The sequence below is a fragment of the Psychromonas arctica DSM 14288 genome (assembly GCF_000482725.1).
GTDB lineage: Bacteria > Pseudomonadota > Gammaproteobacteria > Enterobacterales > Psychromonadaceae > Psychromonas > Psychromonas arctica.
This window is the reverse complement of record NZ_KI519479.1, coordinates 49901-71293: the sequence shown is the minus strand read 5'-3', so window position 1 is coordinate 71293 and position 21393 is coordinate 49901. Positions and strand designations below refer to the sequence as shown.

Sequence of the window (21393 nt, the reverse complement as noted above, 5' to 3'; positions counted from 1 at the left end):
ACACAATGAGTTAACTCAATAATGGAACATCTTTCCATTAAATAAAGAAGCTATATTTAATTCGCGCACAATACATTAAAAACATATTACAATCAAAAAAATACCACCATATAGGTAATCTCATTTCAGTAATTGCAAAAAGATGTTCTAAATATCAAAGAAATGATTTATTAAATAAGTATTAATAACTCTGTATCGGGTTGATTTAAAATGTTTTAAGCAGGTAATTTTATCGATAGAAAATGATAAAACATAAGATTATTGACTTACTTTTGTGTTCATAAGGTATCAGATAAAAAATGCTATCTAACTACTTAGATAGCATTTTTTCATTAATAAATTTATTTAATAAGAAGCTATTTGTTCTTTCTTTGCCATTTTATATATGTTGATAAATATCTTATAACAATCAGACAATCCTACTAATAAATTAAACACTATAATTTGTTATGGGATATTATACTTAACTCAAATTAGTTAAGCTTTGCTACGTTTTATTAGCAGTAAAGCCAAACCGAGAAATAACATACTAATTGTAGCTGGCTCAGGGACATTCACACCTATTGTAGGGTCATTGTAAGGGTCTGTATCAGCTGCATAATTATCTGAAAGTAAAGCATAATCAAAACCGTAAAAATCCGCAGAACCATTCCTTTCAATGACAACATCAAGGTAACCTAATGAGTTGATACTTGTAAGCACATCAGGTGCAAGGTCAAAATATCTTACAACTGTACTAGGGTAACCGTCATTAAAAGACCAATTTTGCGCTATACCATTATAAGTTGTAGTCACAGCTCCAAAAGTTGAAGCTTGGAAATCTGCCATATCAAACCACATACTTCCTGATGTCCAACCGTTGCCTAGTCCAGTGAAAGAAAATGTCGTTGTAGTACCTGTTTGAGGGCTGTATCCTGGATGTGCAGTACTATATGAATCAGTATATTGAGCACCATTTGTTGCAGCTACCTCATCCGGTGTACGTCCATCATAAATGGGGGCAAATGGTGGATGATTAGCGTTATCAGCAATTCCGGCACCATAACCATCATTGTCACCAATCATAATCACAGCAGCCCAAGTTGGGCTAATCATCATTGTTAGTAAAGTAATATAAAGTAGTTTAAACATTGTGTATCCCTCCAGTAATGAGTAAAGATCAATATTTGACTCCAAATCCTTGAAGCTAAGTATAAACAGAGCAAGTTAAGTGCCACAATTAAAGCGCATAAAAATCAATTAAATATAATAACCCTAAAATAACAATGTAAAAAAATCCGTCGTATTTTATTCTTTTAGGATGAGTAAAGTTAATTTATTTATTTTTTCATTCAAAATACATTCTCAATTTTAGCGCATGCCAATGGACACAGTATTGCTTTTGCCTGATTGTGACCAAAACACTTCAGATAAAATATTACCCAAAGTGGCCACATTCTATCCGCCGCTTAGTTTTCCCAAGGTAATCATTAATTTTAACAACAGCAAACAGGGCGTTTGAGATAGTTTCAGAATGGATATGGACCGTCATCATGAAACTATGTTTTTAAAGTGAATAGCTAGCTTGGATCAGAAAATGAATCGGTCTGCCTTTTTCTTTGCTATTTATAGGTATAATTTTATTTTGGGAAAGCAAAATAAAGTCACTCGACGCAAGGGCGCAACGCCTAGCAAATAAATATCAAAATATCTGGATAAGTGCAGACGACGAAGAATACTCACAAAAATAAAAGTCTCGGATTCAACTAAATAACATCGACATTATCGAGGGCTATTTACATTGTTCTGAAAAGAGAGTACTTAAATAAATTAATTTTAAGCAATTGATTTTTAATGCTTAGTTATTTTTTTAAATGTTAATGATTAATAAATATGATATGTGTATGACCGACCCAAATTTCGTATCAGTTCGATCACTTTAACAGTATCTGTGTTAAAAAAGGCTTAGGTTGTGGGAAAATTGAAATAATCAATTAAGGAATGATGAAAGGCGATGTGCTCCTGAAGCAGGCTATCGCACTATCTAAAAACGAATAAATGCATATAAATAGCATTAGAACTGTCATTCCGCGCTGAATAACGATTAAACTTCACCTTTGAAAAGTAATTTTAATCACGGAGTGATACGGTAGTGAAAAAGTGATTAACCGCGTTCTTACTTTTTGATTTATTACTCTCAACTGTCACCATAAACTTTGTTGAGTTTTTCTTTACCACTGTGTGCAACGGCTTTGACTTTTTTGTTGATCACAATGGCATACGAAATAAAGTCGCTGACAGGACCAAACTAGTATTAATAATGCCGCAATGCGCACATCTAATATGTTAATAATGAGTAAATCTAATAGGAAAACTGTTCTAATGAAGCGTCATCGATAATAGCGTTTAGCTTTTTCAGATCACGCTCAGTGCTATCCACCAGTTCGTTATTGAAGATAAATGCAGGTACGTTGCCAGCAGGATCAATCCATGTTTTATAATTGACTTCAACTAATGCGTCACCACGTTTTTTGATTACCCAACTCGATTCAACTTGTGAAACACGAACATAAAGATCATTAATTGCTACTTGTTCACTACAAGAAACAATATTAATAGTGATGATTGTTTCCTCAAAGGAAGTGTTAACACAGGTAATGAGCTCTCGATTTTTAAACGGCCAAGGGCTGTTTATAATCGTTCGCAATAAATATTGTTGATTATTATAGACTGTCAATACTTCTACGCTATCCAACCGCTGTAACCATTGCGATGTTTGCTTTATATTTGATAAGACTCTAAACACAAGCTCTTTAGATTTGTAAGTATAAAAACGCGCTTCCACCTGTTTAAAATCGCTTTGCTCGTGTTGCTTTAAATCAACCTGAACACTCGCCATTGATTCAGCTACTTTTTTCTGTTGCAACTGTACATTGGCACAACCAGAAAACCACAGAGTAGAAACTAACAAAAAATACACAGAAATTATGCTTAAACGATATTCCATTAATGATCTCCATTCCATAAAAGAACAGTGACACAATAAAAATCCACTGTTTAACAACTAAAGAACTCAAGTTTCGGAGTTCACTTTTAGCCCATAAAAGTGGACGTTTCATCATTCTAGCGCCTCTTGCCGCAAGGTGAAACTATCCATTTGCATGACTTGCGTAAAAAAATCGACAACCATTTTTTCAATTTTGTTTAACACGTCATGTTTATCAACGTTTGTTAAACTTGTCATTTCATTTAATGCACCCGCGATCAACGCTTTGAATAATCCCCACAATTTACTGGCAAAGTTCAGGCAACTCAAATTTTCTTCAAAATCATTTCTTACATCACTAAGTCTTGCCGAGCCTTCTTCTTGTTTGGCAAAAAGCAGAATGCAAAACCTTAGGCCAGTTAGGTGTATTGAGGCAATATAAGCACTGTAATGTCGGCTTTGCTCTTTTAAAAAACCGAGCTTTTGCTTGGCTTCTTTGAAGTAAACTTCAATCCCCCAACGCAACGCATAGACCTCAAGTATTTTTTCATCTTCAAGTTGGCTATCAGTCGTTAAAAATAGCGCCCAATCATGCTTACTCGCCTGTTGCTTGCTTTCATTTACTGAACGAACAAAGAGTAATTTCACTTTTATCCATTGGGCTGGCTCTTTATCTGAGCTTGCAAGGTTCAGCTCAACAACAATGGACTTACTTTGGTAAGGCACATGATTAAGCGTTTGCCAGTGACCTTTGACATGTTGCTTATATAGCGCTTGGGCACAAAGCAAGTGAGTCATGCCGTTGATAATTAGTCGGTATTTCATCTTATTCTTTTTCATTCTGACAATCGCAACAAGCGAGTGTGTTATCGTCATGCTAAGAATATGCTTGGTCGCGAACCATGCATCCGCTAAAAAATAATCGGCATTAATGCCGCCCCGAATAGCTCGCGCTATCATGTCACACACCATTTCTGGCTTAGTTTGTTGTTTTGATTTCTGATAGCGTTTGGCCGCAATACTACGCCCATCATTAAACCTATAGTCTAACGCTTGCTCCTTAACCTGACTGATGAATATTTCATTATCAACGGGAACAAATTGCTCATCATTAGCGACACCTAGCGTCACTATTTGCTGCCCCATCACACAACGAGCGGTTAAGTGATCAAAGTGACTTGAAACACCTGGCATTTTTTTACCACGCCTTGTTTTGACTGTGTCATCAATAACAAAGGCGCTGAGCTTGCTTTTACCGCTAGCCTTAAGTACTTTTTTAGCGGTCAATAGCTGTAGCTTTCGCCAATCTAAATCTTCGCGGTTAAGTAGATCATATAGCGCGTCTTTTTTAGCCGCTGAAAAACTTAATAACGCATCCCTTGAAAACATAGCAACAGAGTCTACTTTTAGCCAAACCCAAAGCATTAATAGATAAACAACATCACTGGCTGGTATGCCTGAGCGTTTAGAAAACTTAGCTTGACGTAACATCGTATTAAAACGCAGGCTCTTCCATGTTGAGCTAAATGTGTTATCAATTTTAAGGTTTTTTTGGTTAAGTAAGTCAGCGGTTAATGATGGTAAGTTCAAGGGCTTTGTGGCAGAATTCATTTGATGTCTCTTGTGGTTTCTTACTTTGTCTAGATAACAAGTATTTTACCACAATGAGACGTCAACCTATTTTAAATCATCAAGTTACTTTAGTTTTATTATCTGTTTTGAATCCCGAAACTTGAGTTTAAAGTAATAAGAAAATTATTATCCTTAATATATTCATCTCTAAATTCTTGGCTATTATATTGATTTTGTATTTTAGAAAGTGTTTTATTGATTTCTTTTATTTTTTTCAAAATGATTGGATCACTTTCACTATATGAAACTGTTGAGTTTACTAGTGTTGTTAATAAACTCCTTACACTATCAACATCTGCGAGACTATAGAAGTCGAATAGGGTTAAAGAAACTTTTTCAATTTTTCTTCCTTTTAACTCTAATCTAGGATAATTTTCAAACTCAATAAAACCTTGCTTCCGAAGGATATATTCGTGTCTTCCAATTTGTTCTGTAGCATTTAATAGCGATTGAGAAATATCAAGTAAGCCTGATACAACATCCCCTTTTCTTGCATCCGATGTTAAAGTTTTAGATTTTTGTTCAATGAATATTATTTTATTGTTAGTTTCTATAATAAAATCACATTCCCCTTCTTTTGCTCTTGATTTTATACCCTGTAATATATTCCCTTTAACCTTATAAGTAGCGCCTTGCATATAGTTTATATTTTTTTCTATAAGTAAATTTTCTACAAACTTCTCTGAAATATCACCAAATAATTTAGCAAATTTTTTACCTGTAATATTTAACTCTTTTGATTTTTTTTGTAATTTACTAAATAATACTGAAATAAAGCCCGTGCTATGAAAATATGAATTTAAATACTTTATGCTCACGCCATCCTTGATAAATGGCTTGGAATAATAATTTATATGATTGACTTCAAATGGGTCTATATATCTCCTATTTATGCTTTCGTTATTCAAACAAAAATCTTCTATTGCTGTAGTTAATTGCTCTTTAGTGTATTTGCCACAGAGTTGGCGATAAATATCATCTATATGAATTAAGTATGTTTTTTTATTAGGGGTTTTATTTGTAATATCGAATATATCTAAATAAATACTTAAATCGACAGGTAATTCAGAATTTTTACTCTTATTAAATAACCCGTGAATTATTTTTCTAGCGTTTTTATTACAATATTGCGGAATGCTAAACAATTGATCGTGGAGTAAGTTTTTTCTTACGAAAGCTAAAATATCATAATTTCCCGACAGCATTCCTTCATAACAGTTTAAGATTTGAAGTTTATACACCGTCATAATATCTTCTGCTAATTCAAATATTTCCTTCAGAAGTTCATTTTTTAATTTTGTTTTTAATTCTGTTTTCTGCAAATGCCTAATAGATAAATTATATAAGTATCCTAATGGTATTTGAGGATCATTATCATCTATTGTCACAGCCTTTCTTAAATAATACCTGTCGTGCCTAAAATGATATTTATTTTCTATTTGAGCAAGTATTGAACCATATAACTCAATACCTAATTTTTTAGAACGATATTCTATTCTTTGTAACATATTATTAAACTGGCTTTCGCTTATACTTATCTTCCCTTCAATTACATCAACTTTAATTCCTTTTTTACGCAATCGTCTTACAGCTTTACCAATGATTCTATTTTCATCATATAACTGTATTTCTTCGGTAATGTGGTTTGATATGCTTATATAGAGTTGTAATAATTTATGTGCTTCAATCCAATTATTTTTATCAATAGAATAAGAATCAAGATGGTTAATGCAAGATCGTAGTTTGGCTAAAAAAGTAAATAAATTTTTATGCTTATTATTACAATAAAACTCAAAAGAAACTTGATCCGATATTGTTACAAACTCTTTAAATGAGCATTCATCAGAAGTTAATATCGTTTTAATTCTGTTAAAAATAAAATCTGTCACCTCTCTTGTTGTTTTTGATGACTTAAAATCATACCCTAACTCTATCCCTACACGTATAAAATCTTTTTTCGTATTAAAATCAAAGCTCCAATCATAATTTTCTTCTGTTAGAGTCAGAATCAATTTATTCAAAAAATCTCTCCCTTGGCTATTTTTTATTAATTAAGATCATTTATTTTCACAATAACTTAATCTACTTTCAAGTTCACTTTTATATAGCACGAATTCAAATATTGTTATTTATAATTAATAAGGATTAATTATCCAAAATGAAGATATGATTGTGGATCATTGGAAATAATGCTAAAACTAAACAGGACTAAACAACTAATAATTGTTTACTTACGGGCAATCTAACTATGGAATTGGAATTGATTTTAATACTGTAGATAAGAAAAAAGCCACTGAAATCAGTGGCTTTTCGCTTTAATGTGGCGGAGGAGGAGAGATTTGAACTCTCGGAGAGCTATTAACCCTCGCTGGTTTTCAAGACCAGTGCATTCAGCCGCTCTGCCACCCCTCCGCAGAACGAGGCGTATATTATAGAACCTGAGATAAAAGCCAAGTACTTTTTTACAATTAATGTTCGAGTGCTTAATTTCCAATCAAAAAGAGCAAGTTGCAACCAATCACTTTATAAAAAGTAATCAATCGTTATTCATGTAACTGAAATGGTATTGTTTATTGAAATAATTAACGCTGGTTTACTGAGATAGTTAACATTGCTTTACAGCTTATAAAAATTAATGACAATAAAAAGCAGATTGAATTGCTAAGGAAGCGGTTTTTGAAAAGAGTGACAACAATGGAAAGATGAAAAGTAGTTTATAACGTAGTAGATACGAAAAAGGGCTTCTCAATTGAGAAGCCCTTTTTCTTAATGTGGCGGAGGAGGAGAGATTTGAACTCTCGGAGAGCTATTAACCCTCGCTGGTTTTCAAGACCAGTGCATTCAGCCGCTCTGCCACCCCTCCGCAGAACGAGGCGTACTATATCTAGATTTTAAAAAAAGCCAAGCTTTATTTTAACATTTCTTAAAATTAGTTTTAATTTTCAACATTTGCGCACTTCAACCTTTAATTCCCCTGCGATCACCTTTACTATTCATCACTTAAGTTGAGGAAGTTTAACGAGTTATATTATTCGCTTTTATTTCAACCCTCGTTTTTCTATAAACGCCTCTTTCTCGAACATTATTATCGCTATTCACTTAAGGTTTCCAGCATGTTTCAAGACAATCCATTATTAAATCAACTTAAACAAACCATGCAGGAAAACACCCCAAAACGCACAGGGATTGTCAAAGCCTCTGAACGTGGGTTTGGTTTTTTAGAAACCGATAAAGGTAAACGCTTTTTTATTGCGCCCAGTGAAATGAAAAAAGTATTACACGGTGACAAAATAAGTGCCTCTATTACAGAGAATGGCGATAAGTCATCGGCACAACCTTTACAATTAAAACAAACTAACACCACAGAGTTTGTTGCTCAACTTTCTATTAAAGATAAACGCATCTCGATTAAACCTAATAATCCGTTATTACAGGGTTTCTTTAAAATTAAAGGTGCTATGCAGCTTAGCAATAAAGGTTACCATGATGGAGATTGGGTAAAGGTTAAACTACTTTCCCACGCCCTTGATGGTAATGGCTTCTTGGTTGAAGTAGTTGAGAAAGTCGCTGAGCATAATGACCCTTTTGCGTATCGCTTAATTGCAGTGGCTACGCATCAATTACCTAATAAAGCCCCTGAATTTGATCATCCTTGGCAGGTTATCGATACAGATCTTGAACGACAAGATTTAACAAAGATGCCCTTTTTTACTATTGACGGTGTTAATACACAGGATATGGATGATGCATTGTACATTGAAGAAAATGAACAAGGTTGGGCATTAACCGTTGCTATCTCAGACCCTTCTGCTTATGTACCTGAAAATAGTGAAATGGATGCGGAAGCTAAAAAACGTTCGTTTACTTTATACTTACCTAACTTTAACGTGCCAATGCTACCGCGTGATTTAAGTGATAGCTTATGTTCACTGAAAGAAGGTGAAAAACGTGCAACTATCTGTTGTACTCTGCAAATTGGTAAAAGTGGTGAAATCCTTGGTGAACCTACTTTTTTTGCTGCTTGGATAAAATCTCATTATCGTCTTAATTACCATGATGTTTCGACTTATTTAGAAAACGAAACGCTAGCAGAAGGCCAATGGAAGCCTAATAAAGAATTAGGGCCATTATTAAAAGTGCTTGAACAAGCGACTGAAGTGCGTCATCAATGGCGTTGCGAAAATACCGTGGTGATTAAAAGCCAGCCCGATTACACTTTGAAGCTAAATAATAAAGGTGAAGTTTACGAAATTTTATGTGAACCCCGCCGCACAGCTAACCGTTTAGTTGAAGAGTCAATGATTGCTGCGAATGTTTGTGCCGGTGACTTTCTTGCAAAACATTGCCAAACCGGTGTGTTTAATGTGCATTCTGGTTTTGCCTCGGACAGATTAGAAAAAGCCGCTACTTTATTAGCTGAATATGGCATCACCGTTGAAGCAGCAACATTAGCAACGCTAGAGGGTTATATAAAGATGCGCCAAGATGTCGCGTTATTACATAATGCTTACTTAGATCATCGTTTACGCCGTTTATTATCTTATGCAGACACAGCGCCTTCCCCTGCTCCGCATTTCACTATGGGGGTCGGCCATTACGCGACTTGGACATCACCGATCCGTAAATATGGGGATTTAATTAATCATCGTTTAATTAAATCAGTATTAATGCAACAAACAGCGACTGAGATTGATGCTGATGTTGGTGTACACCTTAACGAAGCGCGTAAAGTACAGCGTATGGCTGAACGTGATGTGAATAATTTATTATATTGCTGCTATTTGAAAGATCAAGAAAATTCAGATTGGCGCTATAAAGCAGAAATATTTGATATCGTTAAAGCGGGTTGTCGCGTTCGTGTTCAAGAAAACGGTGCGACTTTCTTTGTACCAAGTAGCTTGTTAGGTAAATCTTCTGAAGCTAAAAAAATAGAATGTGTCCGCGAACAAGGCGTGGTTAAAGTAGCCGATCAAATTGAATTGCAGTTAGGTGATGTAATTGATGTGATGTTGACTTCGGTGAAACCTGAATCTCGTCAATTAATTGCTAAGCTTGCTGATCCGCTAGGTTAAACACCTTTTGATCATCTCAAAATAGACTTTTTTATACCTCTAATCAGTTGATCTTTAAGATCAACTGATTAACACCTTTGTTTGTTAACGACAAAAAGCGACTTTGTTAAACTCTATGGTACAATGATCTCAATTTAACATTCTAATACTAGAGATTTTTTCTTGAAGCCAATAACTCCCCACAAAGACCGCAATTTATTTTCATATCCAAAATACAGAGGCGACTCTGCTAAGGCAGCTCCTTTTTTACCTATGTCACGTAAAGAGATGAAGCAGCTTGGCTGGGATAGTTGCGACATTATTATAGTGACAGGTGATGCTTATGTGGATCACCCTAGTTTCGGAATGGCTGTCATTGGTCGAATGCTTGAAGTACAAGGTTTTAGAGTCGGTATTATCGCTCAACCTGATTGGCATTCAAAAGATGCATTTATGGAGCTAGGTAAGCCTAATTTATACTTTGGTGTGACTGCCGGTAACATGGACTCAATGATCAACCGTTATACGGCTGAAAGAAGATTAAGACATGATGATGCTTACACGCCAAATGATGAAGGTGGTAAACGTCCAGATCGAGCTGTTGCTGCTTATACACAACGTTGTAAAGAAGCTTACAAAGGTGTTCCCGTTATCATTGGTGGTATTGAGGCGAGCTTACGTCGTATAGCACATTATGATTACTGGTCTGACAAAGTACGTCAATCTGTTTTGTTCGATGCAAAAGCAGATCTGTTAATTTATGGCAATGCGGAACGTCCTTTAATTGAAATTTCACACCGTATTGCACAAGGTGATGATATCAAAACCATTACCGATGTACGTGGTAGTGCTTTTCTAACTAATTCAGCGCTTCCTGGATGGACAGGTATTGATTCTCGCAGTGTCGATAAGCCAGGCAAAATAGATCCTATCTATAGCCCTTATCAAGACTTAAGTGAAAAATGTGATACTGCGAAAGATGAAAGCGATGCTGCTGATGAAGCATCAGATATTACTAAAATAGCGCAAGTTATCCAAATGACGCCTCATAAAGGCACGCCGCAAGAAGAGCGTGAAAAAAGATGGGAAGAGAAAGCAAAAGCTTGGTCAACGACTTATATTAATTTACCGACTTTTGAGCAAGTGAAAGAAAATAAAATGCTGTATGCACATGCATCGCGCATTTTTCACCAAGAAGTTAACCCAACCTCTGCAAAAGCATTAATGCAGAAGCATGGTAGTCGCGCTATATGGTTAAATCCTCCTGCAACCCCATTAGAAGAAAGTGAAATGGATGGTGTATTTGGTTTACCTTATGCGCGTGTTCCGCATCCGAGTTATGGCGATGCTAAAATTCCCGCTTACGATATGATAAAAACATCCATCAATATTATGCGAGGTTGTTTCGGTGGTTGTACTTTCTGTAGTATTACAGAGCATGAAGGCCGTATAATACAAAGTCGTTCGCAAGAATCAATCATCAATGAAATTGAAGACATTAAACTCAAAGTGCCTGGGTTTACTGGCGTGATTTCAGACCTTGGTGGTCCGACAGCTAATATGTATAAATTACGTTGTAAGAGTGAAAAAGCCGAAGCAACATGCCGTAAACCCTCATGTGTATGGCCAACTATTTGTGGCCATCTCGATACTGACCATACGCCAACAATTGAGCTATATCGCGCGGCACGTAGAGTGCCAGGCATTAAAAAAGTATTGATTGCATCAGGCGTTCGTTATGACTTGGCAATCCAAGATCCTGAATATGTCAAAGAACTCGCGACGCATCACGTGGGTGGATATTTGAAAATAGCACCAGAACATACCGAGGAAGGTCCATTAAATAAAATGATGAAACCGGGTATGGGTAGCTACGATAAATTTAAAGAGCTATTTGATCATTACTCAAAATTAGCCGGTAAAAAACAATACCTGATCCCATACTTTATTTCAGCTCACCCTGGCACAACAGATATGGACATGATCAATCTAGCAATGTGGCTAAAAGAAAATGATTTTAAGTTAGATCAAGTACAAAACTTTTATCCTTCACCTTTAGCGAATGCGACGACTTTGTATCACACAGAAATTAACTCATTACGTAATGTAAAAAGAAACAGTGAAACAGTGTCCATTCCAAAAGGAACCGTTCAACGTCGATTACATAAAGCGATACTGCGTTATCATGATCCAGATAATTGGCCAATTATTCGTGAAGCGTTAATCAAAATGGGATTGGATAAAACCTTGATTGGTAGCAAAGCAACGTGTTTAGTACCAAAAGAAACACGAGCTGAAATCCTTAATAGAAATACTAAAAAAGCAAAGTCACCTTTAAAAGGCAATAAAGTGGCTGCGAATAATAAAGGCAAACTGGCTAATAATAAACGTGCGCCTAAAGCAAAATTTGGTAGTAAACCAGCAAATGGAAAACAAGGTTTAACGCGCTTTAGTACTAACCAATTTCAAAAGTAAGTTTTTTATTTTGGTATGACGTAGTTAAAAAATAGTGTTCAAGTAAATCTTATAAAGACCCTCACTATCTGCGATAAATTATCTTCGAAAAAAGCGTTAACTTTTAACTAAGTTAGCGCTTTTTATTTGAATTCAAACCATGAGTTTATGCAATTTTCACTAGAAATTTAAATATTGAAGTCTTTTACTTAACTAGATTAATCTAATTGCAGCGCACCTGTTTGCTTCAACTTACATATTTGGTTTAAAAATGAATTAATACGATAGGGTTGAAAATGAGTAGGCATTTTATTTTCCAACGCAGGAATAGGTGCTCGATCGTCACGTAAATGCTTTAATATTAAGGATAATAAGGCTGAAAGGTAACGCTTAAATTCCTGACTTTGATACAGTTTATCCCAATTGATAATATATTCATTACTCACCCCTTCTATCAAATGCTCTAACTGATAGGTGTAGCGTTGAATTTCCGTATCTCCCATGCAGTATTCTTTTACTAACTGTAGAAACAGATCCAAACACTCACCACGTGGTACCAAGGTAAAAAACTCTTTTTGTTTAACCGCGCTTTCATTACCTTTATTAGCATTAATGATACGAAATAAAATTTCAAACATATGCACAATGGTTCTGTCTAAAATACGCTGTTTTGGTACTCGCTGATGTTTCATATCATCGGCAACAATTTTATAAAGGGTTAATAAATCGACCTTATCTGCAACCTGTCGAGATAGTTTGTCTGCAATGGACACAGGAATGCGATTAGCCAACAAAGCATTTAATGTTGTTCTGGTGAGTGTTTCCTTTAATGCTTTATGTGCTTTTTCTGTGCCTTCAAAAGGCATATTATTATTTGCAGACATTTTATTCCTTTTAGTGAATACAAATCTATTTTGTTGATAATGTTCGCCAACAAGCGATGTAACCTTTTATCTACCCTTTCAAGCTATACTTACTGCGCTTTAACAGCCCTACTTTGAAATATAATTTTAAAGGTAAAGCTTTAAAGGTCTAGGGTTGAAAATATAGTTTTAAAGGTAAAATTTTGAAGGTCTAGCGTTGAAAATATAGTTTTTATTTTGAAGCGGCCTCACTAACTTTAAAGTGTAAAGTAAGGCCGACAAGCACTATAACTTTGATCGGCCAGTAAACGAATGCGATAAGGTGGTGCTATCTACGAACTCTAGCTCTCCACCTACTGGTACGCCGTGTGCAATACGACTTACCTGAATTCCATGTTTTCTGGCCATTTCTGCAATGTAATAAGCTGTTGCTTCACCTTCTACGGTTGGGTTAGTGGCCAAAATAACTTCATTAGTCTTACCCGCTTGCATCTGTTTTTCTAATAGATTCAAACCTAGTTGGTCAGGACCTATACCATCGAGTGGGGATAAATGCCCCATTAATACAAAATACGTACCAGAGAAAAGCGCTGTTTGTTCAATAGCCACCACATCAACGGGCATTTCTACAATACAGATAGTGCCGTTGTCGTTACGTTTTTGATTATTACAAATAGAGCATAAATCTTCTTCGGTAAATGTGCGGCACTGTTGGCAATGGCCAATTTCAGCCACTGCTCTTGCTAACATGTCGCTTAACTTAAGCGCACCATTACGATTTTTATCTAATAAATGATACACCATACGTTGCGCCGATTTTGGGCCAACACTGGGTAAACATTGCAAGGCTTGCATTAATTCATCTATTAAAGGTCTACTTGACATTATCTCTTCTTCTATTTTTAAGCATTATTTAAGGTACTGTTTATAAAGTACATTTTATTAAAGTTATTCTAGTATTGATATCAACATCTGACTGCAATCTTGTTAGTTAAATTCAGTGACTTTTTCCAGTTCATAAAATGATTCAGTAATGGTATCTAGTTTATCATCTAATAGTGCTCTAGCGTCATTTAGTCCTTGATTGTAATAATAACTACCCACTTTTTCGGTAAAGAAATCTAACAAAAATTCAGCATCAAATTGCCCAAGCTCTTGATCCAGCTCTTTTTCAAAATACTTTTGTATTTGATCCACTATTGCGACTTTTTGTGCATTAGAAAATTTAATTTCAGCCATTTTCATTCCTCTATAAACGGGTAGATAATTTATTATTCACTGTATCTTATTTCAGCTCAGTAATTTTTATTTGCTCAATAGTCGGCTGCAAGTCTTTGTATAGATTAATCGCCACCTGCTCAGCTAAGTGTAAATACGGATCCACTAGTTCAGGAAGATCACCTTTAGCCACCGTTGGCATACCTGCATCGGTATCTTCACGGTATCGAATATGTAATGGTAATTCGCCTAAATAAGGTAAGTTAAATTGTTCTGCCAATTTTCGTCCACCACCGGTTCCAAAAATAGCTTCTTGATGGCCACATTTTACACAGGAATAAACACTCATGTTCTCAATTAAACCAGCGACATGTACGTCTACTTTATTAAACATAATAACCCCTTTTTGAGCATCAATTAATGCAACGTCCTGCGGAGTTGTTACTATGATTGCACTGGTCACAGGTACATTTTGAGACATCGTTAATTGAATATCGCCGGTACCCGGTGGCATATCCACAATCAAATAGTCTAATTCAGGCCAGTCCGTTTCATTTAATACTTGCTGCAAAGCTTTACTCGCCATCGGCCCTCGCCATACCATGGCATCTTTATCATCGATTAAAAAGCCAATGCTATTACCCACAATGCCATGAGCGCTAATTGGCGTTAATAGTTTGCCATCAGCAGAGGTCGATTTAGTTTGTTTTTTACCGATCATAGTAGGCAGCGATGGGCCATAAATATCTGCATCTAATAACCCTACTTTTGCACCATTCTTGGCCAACGAAATAGCAAGGTTAACACTGACCGTAGATTTACCCACTCCGCCTTTACCCGATGAAACGGCTATAATATTGTTTATATTAGGATTAGTTTTGGCCACTTTTTTGTGCTCAAAGGTGGGCACTTTGTAGCTAACATTCCACACTGCAGGTTGTTTGAATAAGGTTTGTAATGAATCAGCTGTTTGTTGTTGTAAAGAAGCTAACCATTTAGGTGCATAAAAAGGTAAACGTAAATTGATTTCAGCTGAGTCTTCTTTAATAACTAATAAACGCTGCTCAATAAATTTTTTAAATATTGTTTCTTCAATTGCTTTTTCTAAACATTTTAAAACTTTTTGTTCGATAGTTTTCTTTTTAAACATCATGATAAGCCCTTAAAACTGAATTGATGAGTGAGTTTATCAAAATCATTAGATAAATCATCCTTATTAAAAATAGGCATTAATACATACTGATATCTATTGCAAACAAGAAACCTAGATAAGAGTGGGATTTATAATGTTTTTTGGGTAGAATTACTGGCTTAAAAAATCCGCTTAGACTTAAGGAATATCAAATATAATGGCTAATCAAGATCGTAATATCCTTGTTACTTGCGCCCTTCCCTACGCTAATGGTCCAATCCATTTAGGGCATATGCTTGAGCATGTACAAGCTGACATCTGGGTTCGTTTCCAGCGCTTACGCGGTAATAACATTCATTTTGTTTGTGCTGATGATGCACACGGCACGGCTATCATGCTGAAAGCGCAAGAAATGGGTATCACTCCTGAGCAATTAATTGCACAAGTACAAGCTGATCATGAGAAAGATTTTGAAGGGTTTAACATCAGTTTTGATAACTACCATTCAACGCATTCAGAAGAAAATAAAGCATTATCATCTCAGATGTACCTCGCTTTACGTGATAATGGTTACATCACTAAAAAAGTGGTTTCGCAATTATACGATCCTGAAAAAGAGATGTTTTTACCAGACCGCTTTGTAAAAGGTACTTGCCCAAAATGTAAAGCAGAAGATCAGTACGGCGATAACTGTGATGTTTGTGGTGCAACGTATAGCCCAGCTGAAATGATTAATCCAAAATCAGTGGTTTCTAATGCGACACCCGTGATGAAAGATACAGAAAATTTATTCTTTGATGCGCCACAGTTCCAAGAGATGTTAGTGGAATGGACTAAATCTGGAGCGCTTCAAACGGAAGTGGCTAATAAATTAAGTGAATGGTTTGAGAGCGGCTTGAAAGCATGGGATATCACACGTGATGCACCTTACTTTGGCTTTGAAATCCCAGATGCACCGGGTAAATTCTTTTATGTTTGGCTAGATGCACCTATCGGCTACATGGGTAGCTTTAAAAATCTGTGTGATCGTACCGATGGTCTTAACTTTGACGATTACTGGAAAAAAGACAGCACAGCTGAGCTTTACCATTTCATTGGTAAGGACATCATCAACTTCCACGGTTTATTCTGGCCAGCGATGTTAGAAGGTGCAGGTTTCCGTAAACCAACTGGCGTTAATGTACATGGTTATGTGAGTGTTAATGGTGAGAAAATGTCTAAATCAAAAGGCACCTTCATCAAAGCAAGTACTTATCTTGAAAACTTAGATCCTGAGTGTTTACGTTATTATTACGCTGCGAAACTAACATCTCGTGTTGATGATTTAGACTTTAACTTAGAAGACTTTGCGCAACGAGTTAACTCTGATGTGGTTAATAAGTTAGTTAACTTAGCTTCTCGTACAGCTGGCTTTATTGCTAAAAAATACGACGGTCAACTTTCTAAAGAAGTGTCTGAACCAGAGTTATACCAAGAGTTTGTTGATGCCGGTGAGTCCATCGCAACGCAATTTGAAAACCGTGAATTCGCTCGCGCTATTCGTGAAATCATGGCACTGGCTGATGTTGCCAATAAATACATTGATGACAAAGCACCGTGGGCATTGGCTAAAGTTGAAGGCAAAGAAGTTGAAGTGCAAGATATCTGTTCAATGGGTATTAACTTATTCCGTGTGTTAATGACATATTTGAAACCAATCATGCCAAAACTAACCGAGCGTAGTGAAGCATTTTTAGATGAAACGTTAACTTGGGACAGCATTCAAACACCATTAGCTGGCCATAAAATTAATAAGTTTAAAGCCTTATTCCAACGCATTGATCCTAAACATGTTGAAGCAATGGTTGAATCATCTAAAGCAAGCGCTGCTGCCGATGCAGCTGCTAAAGAAAAAGCTGCAGAATCCACACAGGCCGCAAGTCAAAGTGAGCTAGATAAAGAGCCGATTGCCGCTGAGATTGATTTTGATACTTTTGCTAAAACGGACTTACGTGTTGCTTTAATTGCTAAAGCTGAACATGTGCCTAAAGCCAATAAACTGTTAAAACTAACCTTAGACTTAGGCGGTGAAACACGTACCGTATTTGCTGGCATTAAATCAGCTTATAACCCTGAAGATTTGGAAGGTAAATTAACAGTCATGGTAGCGAACCTTGCTCCACGTCAAATGAAGTTTGGTTTGTCTGAAGGTATGGTATTAGCAGCAGGACCTGGCGGTGAAGATATTCATATTTTAAACCCAGATTCAGGTGCAAAACCTGGCCAACGTATTATGTAATTTAAACGGCTAACCTAGTGGAAAAAGTTAGCTAGTTTGTAATTTTGTAACTTTGTAACTTTGTAACTTTGTAACTTTGTAACTTTGTAACTTTGTAACTTTGTAACTTTGTAACTGAAGATTATCAAGTTGTTCACTAGAAAAAAGGCGCTATATTCAGTTTATGCAACTAACGTAGCGCCTTTTTTATAAGTGATGTTTTACCCGTCAATTTCCTGAGTTAAGTTCATTGTGTCTATACTCACCACCTCTGAGTTCAGTGCTATAGCTTCACCATTTCTAGACCTGTATTTCTAAACCTAGTATTGTTAATTCATTCCTCCTAAATAAAGTATTTCAAACTTCATTATTTAAAAACAAAACCGTTTACCACATTTTCTAAGTATTCTTGAGCACCAGACACAGATGTCGGTTGAAAATCACTTTTAGCAGCATGCTCAGCTAATGCAGCAAGTGAAAGTTTACCACTTAAAATATCTTTGCCCATTTGGTCATTCCAACCAGCATAACGATTAGCGATATTCTTACCTAAAATATCATTTTCGATCATACCCGCTGCGCGCTCTAATGATGCAGCCATTACATCCATTCCACCAATATGGCCATGGAAAAGGTCAGCACCGTCAATTGATGGACGACGTACACGAGAGTCAAAGTTGAAACCACCCGTTGTAAAACCACCCGCTTTAAGGATTTCGTACATAACTAACGTATTTTCTTCAACACTATTTGGGAATTGGTCAGTATCCCAGCCTAGTTGAGGGTCACCTCGGTTAGCATCAACTGAGCCAAATAAACCTAATGATGTCGCTGTTGCAATTTCATGTTGGAAGCTATGACCTGCTAACGTGGCATGATTAGCTTCGATGTTTACTTTAATCTCATTTTCAAGCCCGTACTGTTTTAAGAAACCATAAACAGTTGCCGTATCATAATCATACTGATGTTTAGTTGGCTCTTGAGGTTTTGGTTCGATTTAAATAGCACCTTTAAAACCTATTTTATGTTTATGCTCAACAACCATTTGCATCATTCGGCCTAACTGCTCACGCTCTTGACGTAAATCGGTATTTAGTAATGTTTCGTAACCTTCTCTACCTCCCCATTTCGCAGTTAATGCATTTTCCATTATTTTGAATGCGTTTTCTGCTAACCAATAATTAACCCATTGGTCACCAACAACTTCTATATCACCAGCATCAATTTTAGGTTGAAGAATATTCATTTGTCCTTTACGGAACAGTTTTGCATTACTATCAGTTGGCACACCACCCATTAAGAAATAACGACCTGATGGTTTTGCTGCAACCATCGCTGTTGCTTGCATTTCACCTACAATTTCATTATCAAATGATAAGTAAAAATCGATATCTGCATTGCTAATCAAGCGATCATAAGCAAGTACTTTGATCCCATCAATTTTAGCTTCTTTGATTACGTTAGAAAGTACCTCACCGTTTGTAGGAATAATCACTAGTACATCAACGCCTCGTGAAATCATATTTTCGATTTGAGATATTTGAGTTTGTTCGTTTCCGTTAGCAGATTGAACATAAACTTTAGCGCCTTGTTTTTCTGCTGCTGCAACAAAGATATCTCTATCTTTCTGCCAACGTTCTAATCTAAGGTCATCAATTACCATTCCTATTTTTAAAGATTTAGCAAAAATAGGAGTGCTAATTGTGATCAAAACTACGCATAGTAGGGTTATGATTTTTTTCATTATAATGTCCTTTAATAATGTAATTTTTTTGTAAAGGTTTATACCCGTTACCAATCAAGATGCAAAGTTCAGCAGGTTGTAAGGTGAGTAGCTTCTAGGCAGAAAGTTGAAGATCTAACTAGTTCAAGCAATACTTTCTAACAACGAAGATACTTGCCTAACAACTTGCCCTGCGGGTCGTTAGTTCGGAAAGCAATTCAGCGTTGCAACATTCGATAAGGGCTAGCCATTGTCATCATGTTGCGTCTTGCCTTGCTGCCGAACTAATGACTGAATAAAGCATCTCGATTAGTAACGGGTATATTCACATTCAGTGAATGGTTAGACACTAACGTCAGAATTGCAGGAAATCTTTTCAGTAATTTCATAATCTCTTTGTCATTTTTTGTTTTTTCAATTAACTGTTATCGTAAGCATGCAAGGTTTATTTCGAACAATTGCTCAGCTGAGAGGCACCTCACAAAGCCATGTCTCCCCTCTTTTTTTGTTATTGATGGAACAAACCAATAACTCGCTTTGTGAATCACAAAATTGAGTAAGCTAAAAGCGAGTTAAACAAATTTGACAATTGGAAATAGAAAATGGGAAATCTGAAAGCCAAGAAACAAGGCAATAGATAAACGAGCGCCATGAGCAAGGGAAAATAGCAAAGTATAAAAAGAGAAATAGGTTTAATAGAAAGAGTAAAAGTAATCCTCGAGTGTGTTAGCATTTTTATTAAGGAAAGAATCATTTATATAATAATGTTACTTTGTATTTGCTTAGCTTTTATTACCAGCATTGACTCACACCGCAAACGGATTTGATATCATGAAACAGAAGATTATTGGTTATCATAAGGACGATGAAGATCATTGGGTTGCACAGTTAGTCTGTGGCCATTTTCAACATGTTAGGCATAATCCTCCCTGGACGGTTCGATTATGGGTAACCACCACACAGGGCCGAAAATCGATGATCGGACACCAATTAAATTGTGTCAAATGTGACAACGGCGCTGAAAAAGATCAACGTGAATAAACGCATTCACTAAAACAGAGTGATTACCTTACATGCTCAGTTATTTCAGCGCTACAGAAGCTTTTAATGATGGATTTTTAATCACTAAAAGAATGCCGCTCAAAATCATCATGCTTGATATAACAAACACTAATGACACGGATTCACCGAGGAAGATAAAGCCTGCAACAGCGGCTAATACAGGGACTAGTAATTGCACAACGGCTGCAACGTTATGACGCAATGTTGTTAATGCTTGATACCACAATAAGTAACCTAATGCAGAAGCAAATACACCAGATAAAATGGCGTATAACACACCATCCATGGTTAACTGGGTAGTCTCAATATTAACAAGTGCAAAAATGAATAGAAACGGTAAAGTACGGAAAAAGTTAAAAATGGTATCAGCACTGGGATCAGTACTTTTTTTACCCGCTAACGTATAGAAGGCCCAACTTATACCTGATATACACATCAATACAAATGCAATTAAAGAAGGGCTGGACATTTGCGGTGCTAATAAATAAATAAAACCAGCAACAGCTAGCATTAAACCCAATAACTCCGCACGACTTAGTAGATGCCCTTTAAATAGGCGCGTTACTAACATGGTAACTTGTACTGTAGCAAATAGTACTAAGGCCCCTGTTGCGGTATCTAACTGAATATAGGCGTATGAAAATGTTAGGGCATAAACAAACAACCAAATAGCATTGATCCAACTACCTTTACTTTTTTTAGTAGCAGTTCCCTTCTCTGCCACTTTTTTTAAATCAATAAAAAAATGCTTAACAGCAAGAAAAATAGCTAAGAAAATACAACCAGAAAACAATCGGATCACAGTAAAGCTACCTGCATCGATTTGGTTATCACCTAGTGCTAATCTACAAAAAACGGAATTAGCAGCAAAGGCTAATAATGCTAACGTGGTTAAAACAAAAGTATTATTAAACATAACAAGCTTCTTCCCATGCAATATAAAAATAAAGCCTGCGTAAAACAGGCTTTAAGAGTAGTTTTTGTAATCGTTTTGGATTAACTCATACTATTTTATTGATTAAATTAATTTAACGAT

General features: G+C 36.0%; 13 protein-coding genes, 2 tRNA genes and 1 pseudogene. 4 read left to right on the top strand and 12 right to left on the bottom strand.

The annotated features are described in order from the left end of the window. Positions 1 to 477 precede the first annotated feature (477 nt). From H592_RS0115360 to H592_RS0115335, 6 genes are all read right to left on the bottom strand, one after another. Positions 478 to 1131, bottom strand: a complete 654-nt coding sequence (locus tag H592_RS0115360) for a PEP-CTERM sorting domain-containing protein (RefSeq protein WP_028869540.1) — start codon at positions 1129 to 1131, stop codon at positions 478 to 480. Between the two features lie 1210 nt (positions 1132 to 2341). Further along, complete coding sequence (locus H592_RS0115355; protein WP_028869539.1) at positions 2342 to 2986, bottom strand: SRPBCC family protein; 645 nt, start codon at positions 2984 to 2986, stop codon at positions 2342 to 2344. Between the two features lie 111 nt (positions 2987 to 3097). Then, positions 3098 to 4576 carry an IS4 family transposase gene (locus H592_RS0115350; protein ID WP_169727656.1) on the bottom strand — a complete coding sequence of 493 codons (1479 nt, stop codon included), beginning with the start codon at positions 4574 to 4576 and terminating at the stop codon, positions 3098 to 3100. 98 nt (positions 4577 to 4674) lie between these two features. Next, a complete protein-coding gene (locus H592_RS22525; RefSeq protein ID WP_211235677.1) occupies positions 4675 to 6618 on the bottom strand; it encodes a hypothetical protein in 1944 nt (647 codons plus the stop codon). Between the two features lie 300 nt (positions 6619 to 6918). After that, positions 6919 to 7009: transfer RNA gene (locus H592_RS0115340), tRNA-Ser, on the bottom strand. 360 nt (positions 7010 to 7369) lie between these two features. Next, positions 7370 to 7460 (bottom strand) — tRNA-Ser (locus H592_RS0115335). A gap of 250 nt (positions 7461 to 7710) precedes the next feature. Here H592_RS0115335 and H592_RS0115330 point away from each other — a divergent pair. Then, a complete protein-coding gene (locus H592_RS0115330) occupies positions 7711 to 9669 on the top strand; it encodes an exoribonuclease II (RefSeq protein ID WP_028869538.1) in 1959 nt (652 codons plus the stop codon). A gap of 252 nt (positions 9670 to 9921) precedes the next feature. Next, a complete protein-coding gene (locus H592_RS0115325; protein ID WP_245600442.1) occupies positions 9922 to 12123 on the top strand; it encodes a YgiQ family radical SAM protein in 2202 nt (733 codons plus the stop codon). 197 nt (positions 12124 to 12320) lie between these two features. Here the strand turns inward: H592_RS0115325 and H592_RS0115320 are convergent, their stop codons facing one another. The 4 genes from H592_RS0115320 to apbC form a co-directional block, all read right to left on the bottom strand. Continuing rightward, entirely contained in the window at positions 12321 to 12986 is a 666-nt protein-coding gene (locus H592_RS0115320) for a hypothetical protein (protein ID WP_028869536.1), read from the bottom strand. A gap of 264 nt (positions 12987 to 13250) precedes the next feature. Continuing rightward, positions 13251 to 13850 carry a recombination mediator RecR gene (recR, locus tag H592_RS0115315; RefSeq protein ID WP_028869535.1) on the bottom strand — a complete coding sequence of 200 codons (600 nt, stop codon included), beginning with the start codon at positions 13848 to 13850 and terminating at the stop codon, positions 13251 to 13253. A gap of 102 nt (positions 13851 to 13952) precedes the next feature. Further along, entirely contained in the window at positions 13953 to 14204 is a 252-nt protein-coding gene (locus H592_RS0115310) for a DUF2164 domain-containing protein (RefSeq protein WP_028869534.1), read from the bottom strand. 46 nt (positions 14205 to 14250) lie between these two features. Continuing rightward, positions 14251 to 15336, bottom strand: a complete 1086-nt coding sequence (apbC, locus tag H592_RS0115305; protein ID WP_028869533.1) for an iron-sulfur cluster carrier protein ApbC — start codon at positions 15334 to 15336, stop codon at positions 14251 to 14253. A gap of 196 nt (positions 15337 to 15532) precedes the next feature. Here apbC and metG point away from each other — a divergent pair, with 196 nt between their 5' ends. Then, positions 15533 to 17593: a methionine--tRNA ligase gene (metG, locus tag H592_RS0115300; protein WP_028869532.1), complete on the top strand. Its 2061-nt coding sequence runs from the start codon at positions 15533 to 15535 to the stop codon at positions 17591 to 17593. Between the two features lie 346 nt (positions 17594 to 17939). Here metG and H592_RS24940 read toward each other — a convergent pair. Further along, a pseudogene (locus H592_RS24940) lies at positions 17940 to 19235 on the bottom strand (substrate-binding domain-containing protein). A gap of 891 nt (positions 19236 to 20126) precedes the next feature. Between H592_RS24940 and H592_RS0115285 the strand changes: the two are divergent. Then, complete coding sequence (locus H592_RS0115285) at positions 20127 to 20336, top strand: DUF3565 domain-containing protein (RefSeq protein ID WP_028869530.1); 210 nt, start codon at positions 20127 to 20129, stop codon at positions 20334 to 20336. A gap of 40 nt (positions 20337 to 20376) precedes the next feature. On the opposite strand, the gene H592_RS22510 is transcribed toward H592_RS0115285, so the two are convergent. After that, positions 20377 to 21273, bottom strand: coding sequence for a DMT family transporter (locus H592_RS22510; protein WP_037071950.1), 897 nt, complete (start codon positions 21271 to 21273; stop codon positions 20377 to 20379). Between the last annotated feature and the right edge of the window lie 120 nt (positions 21274 to 21393).

Excerpts from the sequence above, each read along its gene's own strand:
- H592_RS0115325 (WP_245600442.1), top strand. The coding sequence starts at position 9,922 with ATGTCACGTAAAGAGATGAAGCAGCTTGGCTGGGATAGTTGCGACATT.
- H592_RS0115360 (WP_028869540.1), bottom strand. The coding sequence starts at position 1,131 with ATGTTTAAACTACTTTATATTACTTTACTAACAATGATGATTAGCCCA.
- H592_RS0115350 (WP_169727656.1), bottom strand. The coding sequence starts at position 4,576 with ATGAATTCTGCCACAAAGCCCTTGAACTTACCATCATTAACCGCTGAC.
- metG (WP_028869532.1), top strand. The coding sequence starts at position 15,533 with ATGGCTAATCAAGATCGTAATATCCTTGTTACTTGCGCCCTTCCCTAC.
- apbC (WP_028869533.1), bottom strand. The coding sequence starts at position 15,336 with ATGATGTTTAAAAAGAAAACTATCGAACAAAAAGTTTTAAAATGTTTA.
- H592_RS22510 (WP_037071950.1), bottom strand. The coding sequence starts at position 21,273 with ATGTTTAATAATACTTTTGTTTTAACCACGTTAGCATTATTAGCCTTT.
- H592_RS0115285 (WP_028869530.1), top strand. The coding sequence starts at position 20,127 with ATGAAACAGAAGATTATTGGTTATCATAAGGACGATGAAGATCATTGG.
- H592_RS0115320 (WP_028869536.1), bottom strand. The coding sequence starts at position 12,986 with ATGTCTGCAAATAATAATATGCCTTTTGAAGGCACAGAAAAAGCACAT.
- H592_RS0115310 (WP_028869534.1), bottom strand. The coding sequence starts at position 14,204 with ATGGCTGAAATTAAATTTTCTAATGCACAAAAAGTCGCAATAGTGGAT.
- H592_RS0115330 (WP_028869538.1), top strand. The coding sequence starts at position 7,711 with ATGTTTCAAGACAATCCATTATTAAATCAACTTAAACAAACCATGCAG.
- H592_RS0115355 (WP_028869539.1), bottom strand. The coding sequence starts at position 2,986 with ATGGAATATCGTTTAAGCATAATTTCTGTGTATTTTTTGTTAGTTTCT.
- recR (WP_028869535.1), bottom strand. The coding sequence starts at position 13,850 with ATGTCAAGTAGACCTTTAATAGATGAATTAATGCAAGCCTTGCAATGT.